Raw genomic sequence first — 25,334 nt, forward strand, 5'->3', positions numbered from 1 at the left:
CATTCGGTTGTCGCGCCCGGTCGAGCCCTTCTGATCGGGCCGCCCTATGATCAACGGCGCCATCCGCTCCCACGCCGCGTCGCTCAATACCAAACGGTCCATCACACCCAAAGCGGCCTCCCCAAAAGCAGCCTTGAATCTGATTTGCTCCTAAAAGGGAATCCTTAGAGTCCACACCACCTAGCGGCCATTGTCCTTGGCCGAGAGTGCCTTCAGCGCTGACAAGGTCTGCCGCAGCCCGCGATCGAGGCGCTTGTCGCGGCGGATCACCACCGCGAGCCGGCGGTAGAGCTTTGGTGACAGCGACCGGACGACCAGGTCGCGCTGCTTGGTCCTGGCGGGGACGGCCATGCCGGGCAGCACCGCACAGCCCAGCCCGGCGCGCACCATCTCCTTGATCGCCTCGACGCTGCCGAGCGACATCAACGGCTTCAAGGACACGCCGCCGCGGGCCAGCCATTCGTCCGCGGTGCGCCTGGTGTTGCCGCCCGGCTCGAACAGCAGCACCGGCCTGGTCGCAAGCACCTCCGGCGTGATCCGCGCCGGCAGTGGCATGTCGCGGGGCGCGATCAGCACGAACTCGTCGTTCACGACCGGCGTGATCTCGAAGCTGCGCCCCGACACCGGCAGCGTGACAAGCGCGATGTCGATGGTGTTGTCCTCGACCGCCCGGGCGATCTCCGCGGTGTTGCCGGTCGTGACGGTGATCTCCAGCGAGGGCAGCGCGGCGCGCAGCTCCTTCAGGATCGGCGGCAGCAGGAAGATGCAGGCGGTCGCACCGGTGCCGAGCCGCACGCGGCCTGCCGTTCCGGTCGTTTGCTGTGCAACGGCGTCGACCGCCGACGCCACCGCCGCATTGATCTGATGCGCATGGGAGAGCAGCGCGACGCCGGCGGCGGTCGGTCTGGCCTTGCGTCCGACCCGCTCGATCAACGTCGCATTCAGGCTGCGCTCGAGCTGGCGCACCTGCAGGCTCACCGCGGGCTGCGTGAGTTGCAGCCGCTCGGCTGCCGCCGAGAAGCTGCCGCAGTCGATCACGACTGCGAAGCTTTCGAGATAATCGAGGTTGAGGTTTTTCATCAAAGTATCTCTTATGCCGTGCATAAGCTGTCAAAGCTTCACTTATATAACGCCGAGGCGCATAGTCCGGCAAGCGACGGCTTCGGCAGACCGGGAGCAGGCATTGTCCGCCCTCAAGTCCATTGGCGGTGTCATCGTCGAGCTGGGGCGCTATCTTGCGGTCTCGCCGCATTCGCGCATCCGCCGCCGGCAGGCGCTGCGCGAGCTCGATGATCGCCTGCTGGCGGATGTCGGACTGTCGCGCAGCGATGTCGAGATGAGCCCGTGGTGCCCGCAGCGTGCACCGACGCGCCGTCGAAGCACGGGCATGATGCCGCAAGACGAGGCAAGGATGAGAGACAACGAAGACACCGTGATCCGCGACGCCACAGAGGTCGACATGGCGGAGGTGCAGCGCATCTACGCGCACCACGTGCTCAACGGGCTGGCGACCTTCGAGGAAGTGCCGCCGACACTCGACGAGATGCTCGAGCGCCGTGCCGCCGTGCTGGCCGCTGGGCTGCCATATATCGTGGCCGATATCGACGGACGGGTGGCCGGCTACTCCTACGCGACAGCGTACCGGCCGCGGCCGGCCTATCGCAACACCATTGAAGACTCGGTCTACGTGTCGGAAGCCCTGCGTGGCCGCCGCGTCGGTGCGGCGCTGCTGCGGGCGCTGATCGAACGGTCGGAGGCGGGACCCTGGCGGCAAATGATCGCCGTGATCGGTAACAGCGGCAACGCCGGATCGATCGCGCTGCACCGTCGCATGGGCTTCGAGATGGTGGGGACGCTGAGGTCGGTGGGCTTCAAGCTCGGGCAATGGGTCGACACCGTGCTGATGCAGCGGCCGCTGGGGCCGGGCGCTTCCACGCTTCCGTCAGACAGGGAAACGGCCCGGTGATCGCACGCCGGGTCGTGATTGCCCTCGGGCTGGCTCAACTGATCTCGTGGGGCGCGACCTACTATCTGATCGGCGGGTTCGGCGAGCAGATCGCCGCGGATCTCGGCTGGAGCCGCGACATCGTCTACGGCGGATTTGCCGCGGCGCTCTTGGTGATGGGCGTGACGTCGCCCCTTGCGGGCAGGTGGGTGGACAAAAGCGGCGGCCGGCAGGTCATGGTCGCGGGGGCGGTGATCAACGCGCTCGGCTGCGCGGGTCTCGCGCTCTCGCACCAGATCGGCAGCTATTTCGCATCCTGGATCGTTCTTGGCCTCGGCATGCGGCTGACGCTGTACGATGCGGCCTTCGCGGCGCTGGCCCGGATCGGCGGGCCGGAGGCGCGCCGTGCGATGTCCGGGATCACCTTGCTTGGTGGCTTGGCCGCCACCGTGTTCTGGCCGCTCGGCCATACGCTATCGGACCATTTCGGCTGGCGCAGCGCGGTGCTGGCCTATGCCGGCATTGCGCTATTGACGATCCCGCTGCATCTGCTGATTCCGAACCAGCGATTTGCCGGCGTGCCGGGCGCTGCTGCGGTGGCATCGAGGCAACCGCGCGCGGTGGGGCGGCGGCAGCTTGCAGCGGCGAGCGGGCTCTATGCCGTAATCATGACCGGCGCGAACTTCCTGAACGCCGGCATGTCCGCGCACATGATCGCGGTGCTCACCGGCCTCGGGCTCACCGTCACCGTTGCGGTCTGGATCGCAACGCTGCGGGGGATCGGGCAATCCGCCGCGCGTCTCTGCGAAGTCCTGTTCGGCGTCCGGCTCGATCCGCTCGCGCTCAACCTGATGGCCTGCATGATCATGCCGCTCTCCTTCATCGCCGGCCTGTTCAGCGGATCAGCGCGGGAGATGGGGATCGCGTTTGCGCTGCTCTACGGCGCCTGCAACGGCATTCTGACCATCACCAGGGGAACGCTGCCGCTCATCCTGTTCGATCATCGCAGCTATGGCACGCTGGTCGGCCGGCTCATTGTCCCGAGCTTCATCCTGCCGGCGGCGGCGCCGCTGATCTATGCAATCGTGATCGACCGGTTCGGCGATGCGAGCGCGCTCTATCTCTCCACCGGTCTCGCCCTGGTGACGCTGCTTGCCGCCATCCTGCTCAAGCTGCTGTTTCCGCCGCCGCTCGCGGCCGCGAAGCAATAGCCGCGTCGGCGGTGTCGATCTCAACCCGCCGCCGACTCGCGCGGCAGCCACAGCGACAGCCAGCCGCCGAGCGCCAGCAGCGCGACATTGCAGCCGAGCGCGATCGTGAAGGCGTGCGCGTAGTCATCGGCCAGCGGATGCGGCCCGAGCAGGCTGTAGAAGACGCCGCCGATAATCGCGACGCCGAGTGCCGCGCCGATCTGGAAGGTCGAGATCATCATGCCCGACGCCAGCCCGGCATGGCGCGGATCGATGCTGCCGATCACGGCCTTGATCACCGAGGGCATCACGGTGCCGAAGCCGAGCCCGCCGCAGATCAGGCCGAATTCGAGGCTTTGCGGAAGCGCGCCGCCGACCGACAGCATCACGACACCGAAGCCGACAACCTGGAGCGCAAAGCCCAGCGTCAGCGTGCGGGCACCGAGCCATTGCATCACCAGCGATGATACCAGCGAGCTGACGAAGAAGCCGGCGGCAAAGGGCAGGGTGGCAAGGCCGGCTTCCAGCGGAGATTGGTGCAGGCCATTTTGCAGGTAGACCGCGAAGGTCAAATAGAACGACGACAGCATGTAGAAGGCGAGCGCCATCACCAGCCCGATCACGAAATCGCTGTTGCGCAGCAGATGCGGCGCGACCAGCGGATCGCCGCCACGGGCTTCGAGCCGCGCCTCGAAGCGGACGAAGGCGGCGAGCATCAGCGGAGATGCCAGCAGCATCGCGACGATCCAGATAGGCCAGCCGGATTCCCGGCCCTCGATCAGCGGATAGACCAGAAGGCCGAGCGTGAGCGACAGCAGGATGACGCCGCCGACGTCGAGCCGCTGCGCGTGCGCGGCGCGCGAGTCGGCGAGGTACAGCAGGCCGCCGACGAAGGCGGCGAGGCCGATCGGCACGTTGATCAGGAAGATCGCCTGCCAGGCCAGTCCGAACGGTTGCGCCGAGACGAGGACGCCGCCCAGTAGCTGGCCGCAGATATTAGCAAGGCCGAAGGTCGCGCCATAGAAGCCGAGCGCGCGGCCCTGTTCGGCCGCCGGAAACAGCACGCGGATCGAGGCAAGCACCTGCGGCGCCATCACGGTGGCGGTGAGGCCCTGCAGGACCCGTCCGGCGACCAGCATGGCCGGTGACCACGCGATGCCGCACAACACGGATGCGATCGTGAAGCCAGCGACGCCGATCAAAAACATCTGCCGCCGCCCCAGGAGATCGCCGAGCCTGCCGCCGGTGATCAGGAAGACGGCGTAGGTCGCAGCATAGGCCGAGATCACGAACTGCACCTCGCTCGGGCTGGCGCCGAGATTGTCGCGAATGACCGGCAGCGCCAGGTTGACGACATTGAAATCGAGGATCGGCAGGAAGGCGCCGGTGAGCAGCACCGGCAGCGCCAGCCATCGCCGCGGGTCGATCGTCGCCGGCCGCGCGGCGTGCAATTGCAACGTCTCGGTGGTCTCGCTCGTCACCTGCCAGCTCCTCTCGGCAATCGACGGCGCCCTCACGAGGGGTGTCCGTCGGTTGAACGTCCGGGAAGATGGCCTGTCCGTTTGTGATAAGATATTATCCAGCACTGCGAAGTGAGTTTGCAAAAATGCACAGCGTCATCGACTGGAACGACCTTCGGCTTGTCCTCGCGGTCGCGCGGGAAGGCAGCCTCTCGGGGGCGGCGCGCCGGCTCGGCGTCACGCATTCCACCGTGTTTCGTCGCCTCGGCACGATCGAGGATGCGAGCGGAACGCGGCTGTTCGAGCGCTTCCGCGACGGCTACGCGCCGACGCCGGCGGGCGAGATCGCGGCGGCGTCGGCAGCCCGGCTCGAGGACGAAGTGCTTGCGCTCGAGCGCAAGCTGGCGGGGCAGGACCTCAGGCCGTCGGGGCCGGTGCGGATCACGACGACGGACACGCTCGGCGCGGTGCTGATGCGGCATCTGCCGGCGATGCGCGCCGCGCATCCGGAGATCCAGCCGGAGATCATCATCTCGAATGCGATGGCGAACCTGACGCGCCGCGAGGCCGAGATCGCGATCCGGCCGACACCGGCGCCATCCGAACTGCTGGTCGGACGGCGCATTGCCGATATTGCCCATGCGGTCTACGGATCACGCGCCTATCTCGCCCGCCGCGTCGACAGGGATTTGTCGGTGCACGACTGGATCGGGCTCGACGATGCGCTGGCGGGGACCGTTATCGCCAGCTGGATGCGCGAGAACCTGCGTTCGGCGCGGACCACCTGCAGGGTCGATGCGCTTCCGGCGCTGCGCGATGCCGCTGCGGCGGGACTGGGGCTTGCCCTGCTGCCCTGCTATGTCGGCGATCTCGCGCCCACGCTGCGCCGCCTGACGCCGAAAGCACTCGCGGAGCCGCGCTCGGCGCTGTGGCTATTGACCCATGACGATCTCAAGCGCACCGCGCGCATCCGCGCGACGCTCGAGTTTCTCGCCAGGGCGCTCGCCTCGGAGCGTGCGCTGTTCGAGGGAAAGCGCGCCGGAAGCGCGCGCCGCTAGTGTCCCGAATCCGAAGTTCGCATCATTTGCCGCACCTTCGGAGCGAACTTCGGATTCGATAAGGACACTAGCAAACTGATGATTCTAGTGTGCTTTATGAATGCGAAGTTCGTGAAAGTGCCGCGAAATCGCACGAACTTCGCATTCAGCACACTAGAGGGCCGGCGCACAGATCGTTCAGGAGCCGACAACTTCCGTGACGGTATGGATTTCCTCTGCCGCGCGATTGGCAGGCATCCGATGATGCTCGCGAAAGGCACCAACGATCGTCTTCAGCACCGCGCGTGATTTTGCATCTGACAGCGCCGACAGCAGCATGATCTCGGACGGCGGCAGGGCAGGCAGGCCGAGCCGCCCGCTGACCTCGATCGTCCCGGCCGGGGCGAGCCGGCGCGAGAATACCGACGTAGCGAGGCCTGCGGCGACCGCATCGGCGACGGCAAAGGACCCGCAGCCGAGGAAAGTTTCCGTCCACGGGATGCTAGCCGCCGCCAGCGCGCGCGTCGCGATGTTGAGCACGCCGCAGGACGGCGAGGAGGCGGCGAGCCGCAGCGGCTCGCCCGCGCGATGGACGAAGTCCGGCGTGGCGAACCAGCCATAGTGATCCGTCGCCAGCATTTCGCCGTCGCGGCGGTCGTCCTCGCGGCGGATGATGGCGGCATCGATCTCGCCGCGATCGAAGGCGTCGAGCAGGTCGCGGGAATCCTCGAGCCGGACTTCGATGGTGAGCGCCGGGTCGTGCGCATGCAGCCGCGCCAGCAAGGTCGGAACCTCCGCGCCTCCGACATGGGTGGCAATGCCGAGCGAGAAGCGACGCGGGCGCACGGGCGACAACGCCGCGACGGCGCGATCATGCGCGCCGAGCAATTCCTGCGCCGGGGCGAGGAAAGCTGCGCCCTCCGCCGACAGGCGCACCCGGCGCGGTGTCCGTTCGATCAGCCTGTGGCCGAGCTGGCTTTCCAGCCGCTTCAACTTGACGCTGATCGCGCCCTGCGTGGTGCCGAGTGTTTCAGCGGCGCGCGTAAAGCTCTTGAGGTCGGCGATGGTCACGAATGTCTTCACGGTGTCGACGTCGAGCGTGGTCATGTCAGTCATCCGGATTTGTTGTCTCTGAAATATCTAGTCATCCAATTCACCAATGCTCAAGCCATGACTAGCTTTGCGTTGTGAAGCGCCGTGGCCACCCGATTCCTGCCGCTGCTGCCTCAATACATCGTGAGTCGATCGACCGAGGCTGCTGCCAGCACCCTGGCAACAGCGTGCGGTATGCCGTTGGCTTGCCACAACAAAAGGCCTGATCATGTCTACTGAACTGAGCCGCCGCGGCGCTGTCGTGCTGTCTGCCGTATGCCTTGCTTGCCTGATGTTCGGATTGGAGATTTCCAGCATCCCCGCGATCCTGCCGACGCTGGAGCGAGTGCTGCATGCCGACTTCAAGGCGCTGCAATGGATCATGAACGCCTACACGATCGCGGTCACCACGGTGCTGATGGCGATCGGGACGGTCGCGGACCGCTATGGACGCAAGCGCATCTTCCTGGTCGCGATCGCGGCGTTCGGCATCACCTCGCTGATCTGCGGCATTGCCTCGAGCGTCGAAATGCTGATCTTCGCCCGGTTCCTGCAGGGCCTCAGCGGCGGCGCGCTCTTGATCTGCCAGATCGCCGTGCTCTCGCACGAATTCCAGGGCGGCCGGGTGCGCGCCGTCGCCTGGGGCTGGTGGGGCGTCATCTTCGGCATCGGCCTCGGCTTCGGCCCGATCATCGGCGGCGCCGTTGTCGCGGTGCTGAGTTGGGAGTGGGTGTTCCTCGTCCACGTGCTGTTCGCGGCCGCGGCGTTCGTGCTCACGGTCGGCGGTGTGCATGAATCGAGGGACCCAAAGGCCAGCAGCCTCGACGTCGCCGGTATCGTGACGATGTCGGTCGCGGTGTTCTGCCTCGCCTTCTACATCACGCAGGGGCCGGATCTCGGCTTCGTCAGCTTGAAGGGGCTTGCGATCCTCGGCGTCTCCGCGGCGAGCTTCGCCGCGTTCCTGGTTGCCGAGAGAATCAGCCGGCGGCCGATGTTCGACTTCTCTGTCTTTCGGATCCCGGCTTTCTCCGGTTCGATCGTCGGCTCGGCGGCGATGAACCTCAGCTACTGGCCTTTCATGATCTATCTGCCGATCTGGTTTCATGCAGGCCTCGGCTATGACAGCGTGTCCGCGGGACTTGCCTTGTTGGCCTACACGCTGCCGACGCTGGTGATGCCGCCGTTCGCCGAACGACTGTCGCTGCGCTATCAGCCCGGACTGATCATTCCGGTGGGGCTGTTCACGATCGGCGCCGGATTCATGCTGATGAAATTCGCCAGCGCCGCCGCGCAGCCGGACTGGCTGACGATGCTGCCCGGCTGCCTGCTCGCCGGAATTGGCCTCGGCATCACCAACACGCCGGTCACCAACACGACGACCGGCTCGGTCTCGAGCGACCGCGCCGGCATGGCCTCGGGCATCGACATGAGCGCGCGGATGGTTTCGCTTTCGGTCAACATCGCGCTGATGGGCTTCATCCTGGCAAGCGGCGTGTTGGCGCATCTGAAGGCGGTGCTACCGGCGCTGGACGGCGCGCAACTTCGCGCGATCGGCGAGCGGGTCGCGGCCGGCGACGTCGCAGCCGCGCCGGAGCTGACCGGCCCGGTCGTGCATCAGGCACTCGCGAGCGGCTTCGGCTGGGTGATGCTCTATGGCGGCGTCGGGGTGTGGATCATGGCCGCGCTCAGCTTCCTGATCTTCAATGCGCGGCCGGTGCGGCAGACCGAGGCTCGCGGCACGAAGTGAACACGATGTCGCCGTGCCTGCCCAGGCGCCGGGGCGGGCAGGCGGTACCGGTCACTTCACGAGGGTCAGCAGCGGCTTGTCCTTCTCGACGATGTAAGTCGCAAGCTCGCTGGCGGTGACGTCGCCGACATTCCTCGCCGCATGGACCGTGCCGGCGGGAATGAACAGCACGTCGCCGGCCTTCAGCCTCGCCGGCGGCCTGCCGTCGACGTCGTATTCGAGGGGGCCGGCGAGCACGTAGATGATTTCTTCGCCCGGATGCGTGTGGCGGCCGAAGCCCTTGCCCGGCGCGATGTCGACGCGCACCTGCACGGCTTCACGTCCGCCGACGCTGAGGTCGTGGCGCTGCAGGTCGGTTCGCGTGAAACCGGCCGGTTGCTGCGCCTGTGCGCTCGGTATGGTCAGGAGGCTTGCGGTGAACAAGGCCGTCCTTGCGAGCAGGCGCGTTGCCTTCATCAGCTTGCTGGTCATCTTGAACTCCAGTCTTCTGGACTTGCCCGACCGCGAGCCGGCAAGCGGCCGGCCCGCGTCGGAGATCGTCATGTGCTCGTTTCAGACGAGGGTGGTCGTGACATCGATGTTGCCGTGGACCGCCTTGGAGTAGGGGCAGATGCCGTGCGCGGCTTCGATCAGCTCCTGCGCGACCTCGCGCTCGACGCCGGGGACGTGGACGTTGAGGCGGGCGCTCAGGAAGAAGGCGCTGCCGGCCTGGTTCAGATCGATCTCGGCGTCGACCTCGGGCTCGCTCGCGAGCTTGACCTTGCGCTGACCGGCGGCGAGCTGGATCGCGCCGATGTAGCAGGCCGACCAGGCGGCCCCGAACAGGTTTTCCGCGGCGGGGTGCGGCTGCGGCAGCTTGACGTCGAGGAAGCCGTCGCGCGAGCGGGCGGCGCCGTTCGGGCCGGCGGTGACGTGGGTCTTTCCAGTGACGAGAACCTTTGCATTGGCGGTCATGGCGAGCTCCTTTGGGATGAATATAGATCGTGTCCGATCTAATCGTGTGCGTGTCGAGATAGGCTTCAGGCTTGATCGTGTCAAGCACTTCCGATTTAATCGGATACGATTTATATGGATCGCGACATCACAAACTCCGGAGACGCCCGTGACCCGCACCTCCAAGGCCGAGACCAAGGGCCGAAAACTCTCGAATTTTCTGTGCTTTGCGGTCTATTCGGCCAATCTGGCCTTCGGCCGCGCCTACAAGCCGATCCTGGATGCGGTCGGCCTGACCTACACCCAATACATCGCCATGGTGGCGCTGTCGGAGGCGGACGAGCAGACCGTCAGCGCGCTCGGCGAAAAGCTGTTTCTGGAATCCAACACGCTGACGCCGATCCTCAAGAAGCTGGAGCAGAGCGGCTATATCAGCCGCGTCAGAGATCCCGCCGATGAGCGGCAGGTTCGCGTGAGCCTGACGGCGGCAGGCCGGCGCCTGCTCGACAAGGACATCAATGTGTCCCTGGTCGAAGCCACCGGGCTCGGAGACGAATTTCCCGTCGTGCAGAAGACCGTCGCGAGGCTGCGCGACAATCTGCTGCGCAACACACGCGCCGATCCGAGGAAGGGATGATCCTGCGGGCCAAACCCGATCCTGAATTTGCTCTAGCCAACGAGCTCAGGAACTGCGGGTCGCGACGCGCTCGTCCCACTTCGATCCGATCCAGGGTGCACGGGCCCCGGCAATTTGATGCGAACAAGAAGGCCGTGCCGCGTGTTGTCGTGCAGCGACAGCTGGCCGCCATGCCCGCACACCATGGCCTGCGCGATCGAAAGGCCAAGTCCGAAGCCGCTTGTCTCGTCCATGGTGCGGGCCTCGTCTCCGCGGACGAACGGCTTCAGCATTTCGGCCCGGCGGTGCTCTGGAATCCCCGGACCGTCGTCCGAGACATCGATGGTGGCCTGATCGGCTGACGCGGTCAGCCGGATATCGACTTCGCTACCGAACCTCAGGGCGTTCTCCACCAGGTTGGTCACGGTGCGGCTGATCTCGCTCGGGCGGATCAGGAGCGAAGCCCTGTTCGGGCCCTGGTAGCGCACGACGTGACCGCAATCGGAGAATTGCTCGCAGATCGTCTGCAGCAGCGCAGCGACGTTCACAAGCGTCGGCTTCGCCGCGCTGCCGCCGCTCAGGAATGACAGCACGGATTCCAGCATCGCCTGCATCTGATCGAGGTCGTGCAGGGTCTCCGCGCGCTGGGCATCGTTTTCGATATATTCGGACCTGAGCCGCAACCGGGTGATCGGCGTGCGCAGGTCGTGACTGATGGCGGCGAGCATGCGCGTGCGGTCATTCATCAACGTGGTGATGCGTTCGCGCATGCGATTGAGCGCGACTGCTGCGGCGCGGATTTCCTCCGGGCCGGTCTCCGGCAGCGGCGCGGCCGCCTGGCTGATGCTGAAATTCTCGGCGGCGCGGGCGAACGCGGACAGCGGCGCGCTGAGCGCGCGGCCGGCCCACACGCCGAGCAGCGTGACGCTGACGAACAGGAACAGGAATGTGCTGACCCAGAATCCGCCGAAGAAGGGCGGCATTTTCGTCGGGCCGATCGTCGCTTCGAACAGGGCTCCGTCCGGCAACCGAGCCGCCGCCGGCGCGGTCTTCGAGGAAAACTCGTCGATATCGTCGACGCCGGGCGGCTCTGACGAAGCACCGTCAGACGAGCCCGGACCTGCGTCGCGCAATGTGAGGTGCAGGCGAGGAAAGGCTCGATCGGCCGCGCGCAACAGCGTTGCGCGATCGGCCGCAGGGGCCTCGGCCAGAAGCTTGGCAACCAGCTGGAACTGATGGATCGGCCTGTCCGCGAACGATCTCGGCTTCTGGCTGACGAAATAAAGCCCGATCAGCGCATGGATGAGCACCAGCGACAGCAGGATGAGCGCGGCGATCTGGCCACTGATCCGGTGGAAGCTGAAAAGCGCGGCAATCCTGCGGGTCCAGCTCATGCGTCCTCCACATGCGGTGTGAAGATGTAGCCGCCGGTGCGTACCGTCCGGATCACCGACGATCCTTCGCTCGTATCGAGCTTGCGGCGAAGCCGGCTGACCAAGACGTCGATGCTGCGCCCGAATGGACTGGCCGGCCGGCTGCGCGTCATGGTCAAGAGGCCATCGCGCGTGAGGATCCGGCCGGGTCGCTCGCAGAACACCTGCAGCAGGTCGAACTCCGCGCTGGTCAACGGGACCTGGGCGCCGTCGGGATCGCGCAGTTCGCGCAGGCGAAGATCGATGGTCCAGTCCTGGAAGCGCAGGCGCGCGGCGCTTTGGCCCGAGCGCCCGGCAAGGCCGGCCTGGGCCTGGCGGCGCAGCACCGCGTTGATCCGCGCCAGCAGCTCACGCGGATTGAACGGTTTGGCGAGATAATCATCCGCGCCCATCTCGAGCCCGAGGATCCGGTCGAGGTCCTCGCCTTTCGCCGTGAGCATGATGATCGGGATCGTCGAGTCGCAGCGCAGGCGGCGACACAGGGTCAATCCATCCTCTCCGGGCAGCATCAGATCGAGGATGACGAGATCGAGCGAATGCCCGGCGAGGTAACGATCCATTTCCCTGCCATTCGAGGCCGTGGCCACCAGGCAGGATTGGTCGCGCAGGTAGCGGGCAATCAGGTCTCTGGTCGGCAGATCGTCTTCGACGATCAGGATCTTTGGAGTGTGTGCAAGCATGGTCAGCGACTAGGTCCTGTCAAAGTCATGTTGTGCGCGATCTGGTGCGCGCTCAGCCACCAATCGACCAGCATAGGCGTCGCTTGTGGGCGGCATTGCGCCTTTTCGTAAGCATAGTGTTTCTGAACTGTAAGCGTCGCTCGCAGCCCGAAACAATTCGCGATGCTGGCTGCGTCGCGTCGCGCTAACAGTCCCAAACCACTGGAAATAATTCCGCAATCCTGCAGCCACACCGCAGCCATCACCATCCCGACACAACGGGGGGCTTGTTCGCGAGGTGTGGAATGAACACGTGGCGGGGCTTTGTCGCGGCGATCGTGCTGTCGGGCTTTTCGATTCCGGGGGCGCCGGTGATATGGCCATTGTTGGCTCCGGCGGCGGCCCAATCGCTTGATGCGATCACGGTCGAAGGCAACCGGAGGGTAGAGGCGGAGACCATCCGCTCCTATTTCAGGCCGGGGCCCGGCGGCCATCTCGATCAAGCTGCCATCGACGACGCCCTCAAGGAACTGGTCGGGACCGGGTTGTTCCAGAACGTCATGATCAATCAGGCGGGCGGCAGGATCGTCGTTTCCGTGATCGAGAATCCAGTGATCGAGCGCGTCGCGTTCGAGGGCAACAAAAAGATCAAGGACGAGCAGCTCTCGGCCGAAATGCAGTCCAAGCCGCGGGGCACCCTGTCGCGGCCGATGGTGCAGTCCGATGCACTGCGGATCGCCGAGATCTATCGGCGCTCAGGCCGCTACGACGTGCACGTTACGCCGGAAATCATCGAGCGCTCGAACAATCGCGTCGATCTCGTCTTCACCGTCGACGAGGGAGCGAAGACCGGCATCAAGACCATCGCGTTCATGGGCAATAACAGTTTTTCGGCGGCGCGCCTGAAAGACGTGATCAAGACCCATGAGACAAACTTCCTGAGCTTTCTCGGCAATGCCGACATCTACGACCCGGATCGGGTCGAGGCCGACCGTGACCTGATCCGCCGCTTCTATCTGAAGCACGGCTACGCGGACGTCCAAATCGTGGCAGCGCTCGCCGAGTATGATCCGGAGCGCAAGGGCTTTCAGGTGATGTTCAAGATCGATGAGGGGCAGCAGTACCGCGTTGCGACGGTCAGTTTCCGCTCGAACATTGCGGGCTTCGATCCGACGACGCTGCGTTCATTGTCGCGCGTCGGCGAAGGCTCGCTCTACAATGTCGAGGCGGTCGAGAAGTCGGTCGAGGACATGCAGATCGAAGCGTCACGCCGCGGTTACGCCTTCGCGGTGGTCCGTCCGGACGGCGCACGGAATTTCGAGGCCCACACGGTGGGAATCATGTTTCGCGTGGAGGAGGGGCCGCGCACCTATATCGAGCGGATCGACATTCGCGGCAACGACCGCACCCGAGACTACGTGATCCGGCGCGAGTTCGATCTCTCCGAGGGCGATGCATATAACCGTGCGCTGGTCGATCGCGCCGAGCGGCGGCTGAAGAATCTCGACTATTTCAAGACGGTCAAGATCACCACCGAGCCCGGCTCGACGAGCGATCGCGTCGTTCTGATCGTCAACCTGGAGGAAAAGTCGACCGGCGACTTCTCCGTGTCTGGCGGTTATTCCACGACGGACGGCGCGCTCGCCGAGGTCAGCATCTCGGAGCGAAATCTGCTCGGCCGTGGCCTGTTTGCCAAGGCAACGGTCAGCTACGGCCAGTACTCGCGCGGCCTGTCGCTGTCCTTTGTCGAACCGTATTTGCTCGACTATCGCGTCGCTCTCGGGCTCGATGCGTATTACAAGGAGCAATTGCCGACGGACTACACGACCTATGGCGTGAAGACGATCGGGTTCTCGCCGCGGCTCGGCCTGGCCTTGCGCGAAGACCTGACCCTCCAGTTGCGATACTCGCTCTATCAGCAGGAAATCTCGCTCGATAGCGCCTACGCGAACTGCAACAACAATCCGTCCAACCCGTTGCTCGCGTTCAATCCGACGCCTGCCTACATCCAGAGTGTGCTCGGCGGCGTCGATCCCACCAACTCGGTCTCGTCGGGGCTGTATGGATATGGCTGCTACGGCGACGGCGAATCCACCTTGCCGGTGCGCAAGGAGCTGGCCGCAGGGGCGACCTGGACCTCGCAGATCGGCTACACCCTGAGCTACAACACCGTCGACAACAACAAGAACCCGACCGATGGCCTGCTGATCGACTTCAAGCAGGACTTTGCCGGCGTCGGCGGCGACGTGACGTATCTGAAGAGCGCGGTCGACGCGAAATACTACACGCCGCTGGTGTCCGACCTGATCGGACTGATCCACCTGCAGGGCGGCCTGCTCACCAAGGTCGGCGACAATGATCTGCGCATGCTGGACCATTTCCAGATGGGGCCGAATCTGGTGCGCGGCTTTGCCACCAACGGCATCGGCCCGCGCGACATCACCTATGCGAGCCTTGGCGCGGTCGGGGATGCGCTCGGCGGCACCAAATACTGGGGTGCGTCGATGGAGCTGCAGATGCCGTTCTGGTTCCTGCCCTCCGAGGTTGGGCTGAAGGGGGCTGTCTATGCGGATGCCGGCTCGCTGTGGGGTTATCAAGGCCCGACGTCGTGGGCCGCAACCGGCGAGGTGAATACGGCTGCTTGCAAATGCGGCCTTCAATACGACGACGGGAACGTGGTACGAACCTCGGTCGGCGTCGGCCTGATCTGGGCCTCGCCGTTCGGCCCGCTGCGGTTCGATTACGCCGTGCCGATCACGAAGGGCAAGTACGACATCGTGCAGGAGTTCCGGTTCGGAGGCGGGACGTCGTTCTGAGCCGACGGTTGCTCCGCTTGCCGGACCGCGCCGCGGGTTGCGGCCAGCGTGACGCCTGCCATGCCGCCCTGCGGCTTGCAGTATCAGGCGAAGCGGGGCAGGCTGCATTGGTTCAATTTCCGATCCGAGGCAATCCATGTCACGCGTGTCAATCAAGACCAGGAACGACCTGCCGAGCGAGCTCAAGCCGCTGTGGGACAAGATGACCACCTATGGCGCGTTCGAGAACCAGGCCGGCGTCATGGCGCAGCGCCCGCCGATCTTCAAGCACATGTGGTCGCTGCTGGTCGATCTCGCCGACGAGGCGGTGGTCTCGAAGCGGCATCTCGAGCTCGCGCTGGTAACGGTGTCGCTGCTCAACAAGTGCGATTATTGCGTGTCGCACCATGCGCCGAAGCTCGCGATCCAGGGAGTTTCGGAAGCGGGCGCCGAACGGCTGCTCGACTATCAGGATCATCCCGAGCTCGATGCGCTCGACAAGCTTGTGGTCGAATATGCGATCGCCGTAACCAACAACTGGAACAAGACCCGCGACGAGATATTCGCACGGCTGCGCGAACATTTCTCGGAAGCGCAGATCGTCGAGCTGACCTGGCGGATCGCGCTGTGCGGCGCGTTCAATCGCTTCAACGACATCTTGCAGCTCGATGTCGAGCAGGGCGTTCCGCAGCGTGAGGCCGCGGAGTGACGGCCTGATCAGGCCTCAGTCAGGATGCCGCCGCCGAGCGTCGCCAGCACGAAATCGGCGCGCGCGGACGGCGATAGCTTCGGCAGGTGGATCACGTCGTAGCCGAGCGTCGGAAGCGTCTCCATCAGCCGCCGATGCTCCGCCGTGGCTGCTTCGAAGCCGTGCCGCCGCTCCGAATCGGTGAGGTAGATCTCGGGCCATGGCGGCGTCATGAACACACGACCGTGGTAGCGATGGATGGAGCAGGTCGGGTGCAGCACCGGCTCGCCTGTCAACGCCTGCAGCGCCGACGCCGCGTCGACGAGGCCGCGATCGAAGAACACCCATCCGGAATGGGCTTTGGCCATCTCCATATCTTTCAGTGCGACGTCAATGGCGCGATGCAGGAATGCTGCCGCATCGACCCACGGCAGCGCCTTGCCGCCGGACGCGAGCTCATGGGCGATGATACGGCGGCCGGGCTCCTCGACGACCGGATAGCCGCGCGCACGCAGATCGGCCAGCAGCGTCGATTTTCCGGCGCCGGAGCAGCCGGAGATCAGGACGAAGCGGTTTTGCAAAGGGGGTCCTTTCATCGATCATGACAAGGCGTGGGCCGGCACTCCGCGGATGCGGGTTGCCGGATAGGCCAGAAATCTTGGGGAAGAAGGCGCGCGGAAATGTCTCGACGCGCGGAATGAGCATAGCCTCGAATGTGACGCAAATGGGGGGCGCTTGACGAATTCTTCAGTGCCACGCCGATAACCTCGATCAAGCATGGTTGTATCAAGCTTGAAGGGACGACGTATATGGCATCACGCTCGATCATCTGCACGACGCTCGCGCTTCTGCTCTGCGGTGCGCTGCTTCAGCCTTCGCGCGCCGCTGAACCCGGCGAACCGATCCGCGTCGGCGCGGTGCTGCCGTTTTCCGGCGGTGTCGAGCTCTACGGCCAGCAGGCGCGGCTCGGGCTCGATCTCGCCGCCAAGGACATCAACGCGGCCGGCGGCATTCTCGGCCGGCCGGTCGAAATCATATATGCCGACGACAAGACGCGGCCGGAGGCGGCCGCTGACGCCATGCGTTCGCTGGTCGACAAGGACGGCGTGCTGGCGGTGGTCGGTCCGATCACCTCGCGCAACCTGAATGCGCTGGTGCCGATTGCCGAGAGCTCGAAGACGCCGCTGCTGTATGCCACCAATTACGAGGGCGGCAAATGCAGCCGCTATCTGCTTTCGTTCGGCGCGGTGCCGAACCAGGAGCTCGGCCAGCTGCTGCCCTACATGACGCAAACCTTCGGCAACACCTACTTCCTGCTCGGCGCCGACCGGGTCTGGCCGCATCAGATGTTCGGCATCGCGCAGCCCTTGATCGAGAAGCTCGGCGGCAAGGTGGTCGAGACCAAATACACGCTGGGGACGGAGACCGACTTCTCTCCGCTGATCAAGGAGATCGCGGCGAGCAAGGCCAAGGTGCTGCTGTTCGCGCTGAAGGGCGACGGGATGGATTTCATCCGGCAGGCCGACGAGGCTGGGCTGTTGAAGGACATCACCGTCGCTTTTCTTGGATTGTCGGAAGTCGACCTCGGCATCTTCCGCGGCAAGGGGCAGAACATGGTGACCGTGGTGCCGGCGGTCGCGGCGAGCGAGGATCCTGCCGTCAAGGCATTCGTCGCGAAGGCCCGCGCCGCCGCGGAGCCGGGTGTCGCGGTGTCGAACTATGTGATGACGCATTACAACACGCTGATCGCGCTCAAGGCGGCGGCCGAGAAGGCCGGCAAGCTCGACAAGGAGGCGATCATCGACGCGATGGCGGGTCTCACCGTTCCGTCGCCGACCGGCCCTGTCACGCTCGGCCAGGATCATCACGCGGCGATGAACATGTTCATTGCCAAGACACAAGGTTCCAAGCTTGTGCAGATCCGCGCGCTCGGTGAGATCGCGCCGGAGCCGGGGTGCAGTCTGGCTGGCCGCTGACCAGCTGGAATATCTCGGTAGCCGCGCCAGACGCCATGCTCGCAAAAAAGTGAGCTGGCGGGCACGCCGGCTGTCGGTTCCGCTCCGGTCCGTTCGTCTTGCAGCCAGAACGAACTGCATGGGAGTTCCGGAATGAGCAATTCGACCTACCGCTGGGTGATCGTCGCGGCCGGCGGCCTGCTCGGCTGCGTCGCGATCGGCGGCATGTTTTCGCTGCCGGTGTTCCTCCAGCCCATGGCGCGCGAGACCGGCTGGTCGGTGACCGGCATTTCCAGCGCGATGACGATCGGCTTTCTCGCGATGGCCTTCACCAGCATGATCTGGGGCACGCTGTCCGACCGCTTCGGGCCGCTTCCGGTGGTGCTGACCGGATCGGTCGTGCTGGCGGCAAGCCTCGCGCTGGCCAGCCAGACAACATCGCTGCTGGCCTTTCAGTTCGTGTTCGGCGCGGTGGTCGGCGCGGCAACGGCGGCGATCTTCGCGCCGATGATGGCCTGCGTCACCGGCTGGTTCGACACCCATCGAAGCCTCGCCGTTTCGCTGGTGTCGGCCGGCATGGGCATGGCGCCGATGACGATGTCGCCGCTTGCGGCCTGGCTGATCTCCCACCACGACTGGCGCACCGCGATGCTGATCGTCTCGGGCGTGGTCGGCGCGATCATGATCCCGGTCTCATTCCTGGTGCGCCGCCCGCCGGCGCTGCAGGGCGACCACGCTGAAGCGGTCTCCGAAAACGGCGAACCGCCGATGTCGCTGGCGCAGGCGCTGCGCTCGCCGCAATTCATCATCCTGATCGCGACCAATTTCTTCTGCTGCGCGACCCATTCGGGCCCGATCATCCATACCGTGAGTTACGCGGTCACCTGCGGCATTCCGATGGTTGCTGCGGTGACGATCTACAGCGTCGAAGGGCTCGCCGGGATGGGCGGCCGCATCGCCTTCGGCCTGCTCGGCGACCGCTTTGGCGCCAAGCGCGTGCTGGTGCTCGGATTGCTGGCGCAGGCGTTCGGCGCGCTCGGCTACGTCTTCGTGCGCGAGCTCGCCGCATTCTACGCGGTCGCCGCGATCTTCGGCTTCATCTATGCCGGCACCATGCCGCTGTATTCCGTGCTGATCCGCGAGAATTTTCCGCTGCGGATGATGGGTACGGTGATCGGCGGCACCGCGATGGCCGGCAGCCTCGGCATGGCGACCGGACCGCTCGCCGGTGGGCTGATCTACGACACCTTCGCGAGCTACACGTGGCTCTATGTCGGCTCCTGGGCGGTCGGCATCGGCGCGTTCCTGATCATGATGACCTTCCGCCCGATGCCGGCGGCGCGGCCCACGGCGGTGCCTGCGCCGGCATGAGGTTTTAACTCCGTCATGCAGCGCGCCGCTCGGACCGACGCATTGGTCTTGCCGAGCGGCGGGCAAAAGGGGCAACGTTGTGGTGTCATTGCATCGGTCGGGCGTCTACGGCTGAATGCCATGACTGTTGGCACGACGTCAGGCGCACGAGAGCCCACTATGTACCGTGATCTCCAATGGTCCCCGGCCGAGAAGAAGATTGCGCGCAAGGCCTATGATTCGGCGGTGGAGTGCGCACTCGCCAAGGTGATGGTCGAATTCAAGAGCAGGGCCGTTGCGGCAGCGACGCCGTCGGAGATGTGGGAAGTTGGCGAGTATCTGCACCAGCGAAGGAGGGAGCTCGATGAGATGTTCGACTATCGATACTCGCAGCTCCCGCTTGTCTTCGCACGGCTCATCCGAGAACAGCATCTCGACGAGGCGCTGCTCGCGGGTTTGTCGGACGAGAAGCGCCAGGTGATCCGCTCTATTCTTTCACTGGCCGAAAGGTGATCGCAAATCGCTTCACGTGCGGCTGCGCTTCGGTCGCCGGATGGCACGCACCTTGTTGTTGGCGGAGCCGCTTCCGCAGAAGAAGCGGTCGGCGCCGTCGGACTCGAGGCCAGAGACGAACACGCCCTGCGGCATCTCCAGCTTTTCCATGACTTCGCCGGTCTGCGGGTCGATGCGCCGCACGTCGCTTTCATCGCCTTCCCAGGTGCCGTGCCAGAGTTCGCCATCGACCCAGGAGACGCCGGTGACGAACCGGTTGCTTTCGATGGTGCGCAGAACCTTGCCGGTTTCCGGATCGATCTGAACGATGGTGCGGTCGCGATACTGGCCGACCCACAGCGAGCCCTCCGCCCAGGCGAGGCCCGAGTCGCGGCCGCCGCCGGGTGAGGGGATGGTGGATATCACGCGCCCGCTGTTCGGCTCGATCTTCAGAATGCGGTCCTCGGCGATCTGATAGAGTGCTTGCCGTCGAAGGCGGTGCCGGCATGAGCCGCGATCTCGAGGGTGCGGGTGGTGTTGCCGCTGTCGGGATCGAAGGCGACCAGGCGATCGCCGGCCGCGAACCAGACCTGCTCGCCGTCGAAGCTGACGCCGCCGACGTTCTCGACGCCGTCGAAGGGACCGTATTCCCGGATGATCTCGGCCGTGGCCTTTTTCATGTGCGCTCCTGTCGCCTGGAGCTTCAATTCTGATTGAATCAGAATCGAGGCTCCAGAATCCTGCTTTGACGCGTTTTCTTCACGCGAACCGGTATCCGCTTCGCTCGAAAACGCTTCCGATTGCGCCCCGATGCTAGCCGTTCGGCAGCGGGGCAGGGAGTAACAACGTCGTCGTGAATCCCGGCACCGGCGGCGTCATCCAGCGCCGGGCGCGGGCGCGGCCGACCGATTGCACCTTGCCGGTGGCGGCCAGCGCGTCGAGCGCACGCTGCACGGTGCGCTGGCTCGCCCCTAGTGCGACCGACAGCGCCGAGCTCGACCAGGCCTCGCCGTCGGCGAGAAAAGCCAGCACCGCGGCATGCTCCTCCTCGACCGGCAGCGCCAGCACGGTCACCTCGCGCCGGCCATGCGGCTGGAGCACAAAGCCGTCCGGTGTCGCGCTGAGATCGGCCAGCGGCCGCAGCGCCCGGCGCAGCCGTCCGATCTCGACCCGCAGCCGCGCCCGGTGTGATTCATCGGCATGCTTGCCGCGAAACGCCCGCGCGATCAGCGTGCCGCGCGACACGTCCTGCGGCCACGCTTCGCCCAGCGCGCGGGCAAGCGCGAACAGCACTGGCCGCCGGGTCAGCGAGACCGTCGTGCCGATATCGCGCACGACGTAGCGGCAGGCATCGACGACGAGCGCCTTCGACGCCATCAGGGCTTCGACCTCCTCGAGCAGGAGGGGCCGCTCGCTACCGCGCGCGATCAGGCGCGCCGCGGGCGTGGCGAGCAGGCGCGCGGTACTCTCGACCTCGGCCGCGAGCTCGGCGATGCCGGCGCGGCGCGCGGCTTCCCTTGCGAGGGCCAACGCATCGCGTGCCGGCTTGGTCTGCAGCCGCCGCATCGCGATTCCGGCGACGACCAGTTCATGGCCGACCCGCAGCGCCGGCGGGAACGGTGCCGGGTCGAGGCCAGCAAGCATGCGCTCGGCCGCATCGAGGCTCCCGATCAGCATCAGGCGGCGGATTTCGAGATAGCCGGCATGGGCGGCATTGAGTGCATCGCCTCGTGCCGCGAGCGTTGCGCGCGCCGCGGCGAGGCTCTTGCCGGGAAAGGAAAGGTCGCGCGACACCAGCGCGATCTCGGCCTCCGCCACCACGCAACGTGCCCGCGCGACCGCTTCGCGCGGGCCGAAGGCGCGGCCTGCGCGCCGCAGCAGCTCCTTGGCGCGGGCGAAATCGCCGAGCCGGGCCATCGCGATGCCGCGCAGCGCCAGCGCCGGCGCATCGTCGCGCAGGGCCACCCGTTTCAGTGCGCCGAGGGGATCACCCGCCGCGAGCGCGCGCGCCGCAGCTATGATCAACGAATCCATTCGAATCCCGACACACTTGTCACTCTCACCCTCCGAGGCCCGGTCCTAACCTAGCACATGACGACATGGATCATCTCCAGAGAGATCGAACGATGACCGGTTTCGAAACACGAGAAGATTGGGTGAGGGGGCGGCTCAGCGGACGCGGGCCCATCGTGGCGCGCTTTCTGTCGCTGGCGGCGGCGCCGACCTTCGCCGTGATGGCGCTGATTGCCGCGATGGCGCCGGCCGACATGATCTGCGGCGCGATGCAGGGACCGCTGTCATTGCAGGGCATGGTCCCGATGTACGCGCTGATGAGCGCATTTCATCTGGCGCCATGGCTGCGCCTGTTCAGATGACCGGTTCAAGTCTCCGGCAAAGTGAAGACCGCGCATGGCCGCGCAATGCCGCGCAATTCATGACTGCCGAGCGCGACCAGCGGCGTCTCGGTCTCGGCGGCGAGGGCGCCCGAAACCAGCACGGTCTGCTCGAGCGGCTTGCAGAGCCCTTCGAGCCGGCTCACCAGATTGACCGCGGCGCCGATCGCGGTGAAGTCGAGGCGGTCGGCGGCGCCGATATTGCCCCAGTGCACCTCGCCAAGATGCAGCGCCGCGCCGAATGGCAACGGCGGCAAGCCCTGCTTGCGTCGCTCTGCATCGAGATGCGCCATGCCGACGCGCGCCGCCGACACCGCGCGCAATGCCGCCTCGGATGCGCTGCGCGCGCTGGTCGTGACCGGAAAGATCGCAAGCAGGCCGTCGCCGATGAATTTCAACACCTCGCCGCCGAAGGCGTGGATGGCGCCCGCGATGCGGTCGAACCAGGCATCGAGCGCCGCGATCACCTCGGCAGGCGGATGGCTTTCCGACAGCGCGGTGAAGCCGCGGAGGTCGGCAAACAGCAGTGCCGCCCGGATGGTTTCGCCGGTATTGCGCCGCAATGGCGATGCCAGAACGCGCGCGGCGCTGCGCCGGCCGAGATACGCCTCCAGCGCCGCCGTCAGTGTCGCGCGCGCCGCGAGCGCGGCGAGCGGCGCGGCCATGAACCGCGCCGCCTCGCGCAATTGATCCGCCTCGGCAGGCGTGAAGGCGCGTGTCCCGATCCAACCGAGGGTCGGGCCGTCCGGCCGCGTTCCAATCGTGCCCTCGTGGATCGGGCCGGGCGCGAGAGTTCCGAGCCAGCGCCGGCCGGCGTCGCCGGATCCCACCATATCGGGCATCGCAAAAGGTTGTTCCGGCGCGAATCCGAGCGCTTCGATGACCTCGCCATTGTCGGCACGCCACAGCCAGGTTCGTCTTGCAATCAGGGGGTGCGGAACCTCGAGCGTCAGAGCGCCGCCGGCAAGCGGCAGGCCATCCGTGATAAGGTGGCTACCGAGGTCCGCCAACAACCGGTTGGCGCCCGCGGTCTCGGCGGCGGCGTCGACCAGCCAGCTCAACGTCGAGGACAATTGCATCACACCATCATGGGGTTGACGCACCACCCTTGTATCATGGGGTTGACGCACCACCCTTGTCACGAATTATCCCTGAGCGCCGACTGTCAATGGAGCATGGATCGATGACTGAAGCCTTCATCGTTCAACGCGAGATCCAGATCGCAGCCCCGGCTGCAACCGTGTTCGCCTTCCTGACCGATCCGCAAAAGATCGTAAGCTGGATGGGGCTGGAAGCCGCGACCGAGACGCATCCCGGGGGCCTCTACTTCCTCAAGGGGCTCGGCAGTGATCGCAGCCGCGCCGCGCGCGGAGCGTTCCGCGAGGTCGTGCCGGTGCATCGTCTCGCCTACAGCTTCGGCTGGGAGGGCAGCGAGGAAGTGCCGCCGGGATCGAGCCTGATCGAGATCGACCTGATGGAGCAGGACAACGGCACGCTGCTCCGCATGACCCATAGCGGCCTGCCGAACGCCGCGCAGTGCGAGAGCCACGACAAGGGTTGGGCGCATTACATGGGCCGGCTCTCCCACGCGGCCGCCGGTCGGGATCCCGGCCCCGACCACGGTCCTGCCAACCGCCATTGACGTCGCGTCATGTCGGCCATTTCGAGCCGAGGATGATCGAGCAGAAGTTCGTCCTGCTATAGTTCATGTCCTTCAGCGCCAGCACGTCGGCCTTGACGTTGCCGAAGGTCGTCAGCGGCTTCCTGATGGTGCCGGCGGCGAAATGATCGATGATGTTCTCCTTGAAATTCGCCTCGCGCGGATGGTGCGCGCAGACATGGTCGCGGTGCTCGTGCGAGAAATCGTCGTAGGCGATGCCGAGCACGTCCATCTCGACGCCGGCGGTGACCAGCGCAATGGTCGGACGCATATGCTCGGGGACGCCAGGCGTGGTGTGCAGGGCGATTGAGGTCCAGACATCCTCGATGTCGCGCTCCGGAACGCCATAGCCCTTGAGGAAGTCGCGTGCAGCGTTGGCGCCGTCGACCTCGAAGCGCAGATCGGGGCTCGCGTGAGCAGCGGTGAGGCCCATGTCGTGGAACATGGCGCCGATATAGAGCAGTTCGGGATCGAATTTCAGCTTGCGGCGGTTGCCGGTCAGCGCGCCCCAGAAGAACACGCGGCGGCTGTGATTGTAGAGCAGGGCGTCCTCGGTATCCCATACCAGCTGGGTGGCGGCGCGGGCCATCGCGCTGTCGGGTACGCGGATGCCGGCGATGATCTCGGTCATTTCAAGACGCTCCTCGATGTGGCAAGACGATGCCGTGGCGTGCGAACACGCGAGCCCGGCGCTTGTCTCTGCGGTGTGTGCGGATCGCCGGATGGCGCGATCCGTGGGGTGCTTGTCGCCCGTTTTGGCCCGATCCCGCAACGATCGCGCGCCGCCGGATCGGGCCAACCAGACGTCGTTTCGCGCCAGCGGGCAGGGAGAAGGCATGGCGGTTCAGAGGGTCGCGATCGCGATTCACGAAGGGGTTCAGGCGCTCGATGTCGCGGGTCCCGTCGACGTGTTCGCGGAGACGAACGGCTTTGTGCCAGCGGGCGATGGCTATGAGACCGTGATGGTCGGTGCCGACTGCGAACCGCTCCGCGCGTCGAACGGCATGAAGATATCGGCCGATCTCAGCTTCGCCGAGGCACAAGAGAGGTTCGATATCCTGCTGGTGGCGGGCGGGCCGGCATTGCCCGATGCCGCGCCGGATCCCGAACTGACACAGTGGCTGCGTGGGGCGCCCGCGCGCGCCGAGCTCTATGGTTCGATTTGCACCGGCGCCTTCGCGCTCGGCCATGCCGGGCTGCTCGACGGCCGCAAGGTGACGACGCATTGGCAGAACGCGCAGCGGCTGGCGGCGCGCTTTCCCGCGGCCGAGGTGATCTTCGACCGCATCTACATTCGCGACGGACATCTGATGACCTCGGCCGGCGTGACCGCGGGGATCGATCTCGGGCTCGCGCTGGTCGCCGAGCGGCACGGGCCGCAGGTTGCGGTCGCGGTGGCCAAGCGCCTGGTCGTGGTGGCGCAGCGCCAGGGCGGGCAGTCGCAATTCAGTCCCTATCTCACCGCGCCGGTCGATGAGGATTCGCCGATTGCGCGCGCGCAGGCGCATGTCATGCAGCATGTCGGCGAGCGCCACACGCTGCAGTCGCTGGCGGAAGCCGTCGGCATGAGCGTGCGCAATTTCGGCCGCGCCTTTGCGCAGGAGACCGGAATCACGCCGCACGAATTCATCGAGCGGGCGCGGGTCGACGCCGCGCGCCGGCTGCTCGAGGGCTCAGACCGGCCGCTGAAGGCGGTTGCATTCGACTGCGGCTTCGGTTCGGCCGACCGGATGAGGATCGTGTTCACCGAGCGGCTCGGCGTGTCGCCGGCGCAGTACCGCGCGAGTTTTCGCAAACTGTGATGCGGTTCATCAACCGGAGGCTGTATCGGGGATAGGATCGACGTCGCCGACGCCGGATCCTGCCACACATCTTCTCCCGAGAGGCCA

24 protein-coding genes and 2 pseudogenes are annotated in these 25,334 nt (G+C 65.7%); 13 read left to right on the top strand and 13 right to left on the bottom strand.

The genetic code is table 11. The annotated features are described in order from the left end of the window. Together ACZBJS_RS18080 and ACZBJS_RS18085 are read right to left on the bottom strand one after the other, a co-directional pair. Positions 1–102 (bottom strand): annotated as a pseudogene (locus ACZBJS_RS18080) (IS5/IS1182 family transposase); the annotation flags it as partial. A gap of 78 nt (positions 103–180) precedes the next feature. Beyond that, positions 181–1,080, bottom strand: coding sequence for a LysR family transcriptional regulator (locus ACZBJS_RS18085; protein WP_141342088.1), 900 nt, complete (start codon positions 1,078–1,080; stop codon positions 181–183). 103 nt (positions 1,081–1,183) lie between these two features. On the opposite strand from ACZBJS_RS18085, the gene ACZBJS_RS18090 reads away from it, so the two are divergent. Next, positions 1,184–1,966, top strand: a complete 783-nt coding sequence (locus tag ACZBJS_RS18090) for a GNAT family N-acetyltransferase (protein WP_141342085.1) — start codon at positions 1,184–1,186, stop codon at positions 1,964–1,966. Continuing rightward, positions 1,963–3,156 (top strand): MFS transporter, encoded by a 1,194-nt coding sequence (locus tag ACZBJS_RS18095; protein ID WP_141342083.1) that lies wholly within the window; start codon positions 1,963–1,965, stop codon positions 3,154–3,156. The genes ACZBJS_RS18090 and ACZBJS_RS18095 overlap by 4 nt, the downstream gene beginning before the upstream one ends. Before the next feature lie 20 nt (positions 3,157–3,176). Here ACZBJS_RS18095 and ACZBJS_RS18100 read toward each other — a convergent pair whose 3' ends face one another. After that, positions 3,177–4,616 (bottom strand): MFS transporter, encoded by a 1,440-nt coding sequence (locus ACZBJS_RS18100; RefSeq protein ID WP_463438944.1) that lies wholly within the window; start codon positions 4,614–4,616, stop codon positions 3,177–3,179. Between the two features lie 125 nt (positions 4,617–4,741). On the opposite strand from ACZBJS_RS18100, the gene ACZBJS_RS18105 reads away from it, so the two are divergent. Continuing rightward, the gene (locus ACZBJS_RS18105) at positions 4,742–5,653 is read left to right on the top strand and encodes a LysR family transcriptional regulator (protein WP_456835139.1); all 912 of its coding nucleotides are present in this window, start codon (positions 4,742–4,744) and stop codon (positions 5,651–5,653) included. A gap of 177 nt (positions 5,654–5,830) precedes the next feature. Here ACZBJS_RS18105 and ACZBJS_RS18110 read toward each other — a convergent pair whose 3' ends face one another. Next, entirely contained in the window at positions 5,831–6,739 is a 909-nt protein-coding gene (locus tag ACZBJS_RS18110; RefSeq protein WP_253639927.1) for a LysR family transcriptional regulator, read from the bottom strand. Positions 6,740–6,953: 214 nt separating this feature from the next. Between ACZBJS_RS18110 and ACZBJS_RS18115 the strand changes: the two genes are divergently transcribed. After that, positions 6,954–8,471: an MFS transporter gene (locus tag ACZBJS_RS18115; protein WP_463438945.1), complete on the top strand. Its 1,518-nt coding sequence runs from the start codon at positions 6,954–6,956 to the stop codon at positions 8,469–8,471. A 51-nt stretch (positions 8,472–8,522) separates the two neighbouring features. On the opposite strand, the gene ACZBJS_RS18120 is transcribed toward ACZBJS_RS18115, so the two are convergent. Further along, a complete protein-coding gene (locus ACZBJS_RS18120; protein ID WP_456835874.1) occupies positions 8,523–8,927 on the bottom strand; it encodes a cupin domain-containing protein in 405 nt (134 codons plus the stop codon). A gap of 96 nt (positions 8,928–9,023) precedes the next feature. Further along, on the bottom strand, positions 9,024–9,425 hold the full coding sequence (locus tag ACZBJS_RS18125) for an Ohr family peroxiredoxin (RefSeq protein WP_463438946.1): 402 nt from the start codon (positions 9,423–9,425) through the stop codon (positions 9,024–9,026). A 148-nt stretch (positions 9,426–9,573) separates the two neighbouring features. Here ACZBJS_RS18125 and ACZBJS_RS18130 point away from each other — a divergent pair, with 148 nt between their 5' ends. Beyond that, entirely contained in the window at positions 9,574–10,041 is a 468-nt protein-coding gene (locus ACZBJS_RS18130) for a MarR family winged helix-turn-helix transcriptional regulator (protein ID WP_057019810.1), read from the top strand. Between the two features lie 32 nt (positions 10,042–10,073). Here the strand turns inward: ACZBJS_RS18130 and ACZBJS_RS18135 are convergent, their stop codons facing one another. Together ACZBJS_RS18135 and ACZBJS_RS18140 are read right to left on the bottom strand one after the other, a co-directional pair. Continuing rightward, a complete protein-coding gene (locus ACZBJS_RS18135; RefSeq protein ID WP_076831815.1) occupies positions 10,074–11,414 on the bottom strand; it encodes an ATP-binding protein in 1,341 nt (446 codons plus the stop codon). After that, on the bottom strand, positions 11,411–12,133 hold the full coding sequence (locus ACZBJS_RS18140) for a response regulator (protein ID WP_463438947.1): 723 nt from the start codon (positions 12,131–12,133) through the stop codon (positions 11,411–11,413). The genes ACZBJS_RS18135 and ACZBJS_RS18140 overlap by 4 nt, the downstream gene beginning before the upstream one ends. 284 nt (positions 12,134–12,417) lie before the next feature. Here ACZBJS_RS18140 and bamA point away from each other — a divergent pair, with 284 nt between their 5' ends. Together bamA and ACZBJS_RS18150 are read left to right on the top strand one after the other, a co-directional pair. Next, a complete protein-coding gene (gene bamA, locus ACZBJS_RS18145) occupies positions 12,418–14,928 on the top strand; it encodes an outer membrane protein assembly factor BamA (RefSeq protein WP_463438948.1) in 2,511 nt (836 codons plus the stop codon). Positions 14,929–15,064: 136 nt separating this feature from the next. After that, positions 15,065–15,616, top strand: a complete 552-nt coding sequence (locus ACZBJS_RS18150) for a carboxymuconolactone decarboxylase family protein (RefSeq protein ID WP_057019813.1) — start codon at positions 15,065–15,067, stop codon at positions 15,614–15,616. An 8-nt stretch (positions 15,617–15,624) separates the two neighbouring features. On the opposite strand, the gene ACZBJS_RS18155 is transcribed toward ACZBJS_RS18150, so the two are convergent. Further along, positions 15,625–16,191: an AAA family ATPase gene (locus ACZBJS_RS18155; protein ID WP_456835134.1), complete on the bottom strand. Its 567-nt coding sequence runs from the start codon at positions 16,189–16,191 to the stop codon at positions 15,625–15,627. Between the two features lie 213 nt (positions 16,192–16,404). Here ACZBJS_RS18155 and ACZBJS_RS18160 point away from each other — a divergent pair, with 213 nt between their 5' ends. From ACZBJS_RS18160 to ACZBJS_RS18170, 3 genes are all read left to right on the top strand, one after another. Beyond that, positions 16,405–17,571, top strand: a complete 1,167-nt coding sequence (locus tag ACZBJS_RS18160; RefSeq protein ID WP_463438949.1) for an ABC transporter substrate-binding protein — start codon at positions 16,405–16,407, stop codon at positions 17,569–17,571. Positions 17,572–17,703: 132 nt separating this feature from the next. Beyond that, positions 17,704–18,921, top strand: coding sequence for an MFS transporter (locus ACZBJS_RS18165; RefSeq protein ID WP_141342056.1), 1,218 nt, complete (start codon positions 17,704–17,706; stop codon positions 18,919–18,921). 159 nt (positions 18,922–19,080) lie between these two features. Next, positions 19,081–19,413: a hypothetical protein gene (locus ACZBJS_RS18170; RefSeq protein WP_057020048.1), complete on the top strand. Its 333-nt coding sequence runs from the start codon at positions 19,081–19,083 to the stop codon at positions 19,411–19,413. A 12-nt stretch (positions 19,414–19,425) separates the two neighbouring features. Here the strand turns inward: ACZBJS_RS18170 and ACZBJS_RS18175 are convergent. Together ACZBJS_RS18175 and ACZBJS_RS18180 are read right to left on the bottom strand one after the other, a co-directional pair. Then, a pseudogene (locus tag ACZBJS_RS18175) lies at positions 19,426–20,072 on the bottom strand (Vgb family protein). Between the two features lie 133 nt (positions 20,073–20,205). Next, the gene (locus ACZBJS_RS18180) at positions 20,206–21,426 is read right to left on the bottom strand and encodes a helix-turn-helix domain-containing protein (RefSeq protein WP_316396196.1); all 1,221 of its coding nucleotides are present in this window, start codon (positions 21,424–21,426) and stop codon (positions 20,206–20,208) included. A gap of 92 nt (positions 21,427–21,518) precedes the next feature. Here ACZBJS_RS18180 and ACZBJS_RS18185 point away from each other — a divergent pair, with 92 nt between their 5' ends. Then, entirely contained in the window at positions 21,519–21,767 is a 249-nt protein-coding gene (locus ACZBJS_RS18185; protein WP_225159130.1) for a hypothetical protein, read from the top strand. Positions 21,768–21,772: 5 nt separating this feature from the next. Here ACZBJS_RS18185 and ACZBJS_RS18190 read toward each other — a convergent pair whose 3' ends face one another. Continuing rightward, complete coding sequence (locus ACZBJS_RS18190; RefSeq protein ID WP_229193509.1) at positions 21,773–22,864, bottom strand: adenylate/guanylate cyclase domain-containing protein; 1,092 nt, start codon at positions 22,862–22,864, stop codon at positions 21,773–21,775. Positions 22,865–22,968: 104 nt separating this feature from the next. Here ACZBJS_RS18190 and ACZBJS_RS18195 point away from each other — a divergent pair, with 104 nt between their 5' ends. After that, entirely contained in the window at positions 22,969–23,427 is a 459-nt protein-coding gene (locus ACZBJS_RS18195) for an SRPBCC family protein (protein ID WP_057019819.1), read from the top strand. Between the two features lie 7 nt (positions 23,428–23,434). Here the strand turns inward: ACZBJS_RS18195 and ACZBJS_RS18200 are convergent, their stop codons facing one another. After that, positions 23,435–24,076, bottom strand: coding sequence for an HD domain-containing protein (locus tag ACZBJS_RS18200; protein ID WP_316396195.1), 642 nt, complete (start codon positions 24,074–24,076; stop codon positions 23,435–23,437). A 205-nt stretch (positions 24,077–24,281) separates the two neighbouring features. Here ACZBJS_RS18200 and ACZBJS_RS18205 point away from each other — a divergent pair, with 205 nt between their 5' ends. Beyond that, entirely contained in the window at positions 24,282–25,247 is a 966-nt protein-coding gene (locus tag ACZBJS_RS18205) for a GlxA family transcriptional regulator (RefSeq protein WP_463438950.1), read from the top strand. Positions 25,248–25,334 lie beyond the last annotated feature (87 nt).

The sequence above is a fragment of the Bradyrhizobium sp. KZN70725 genome (assembly GCF_055264925.1).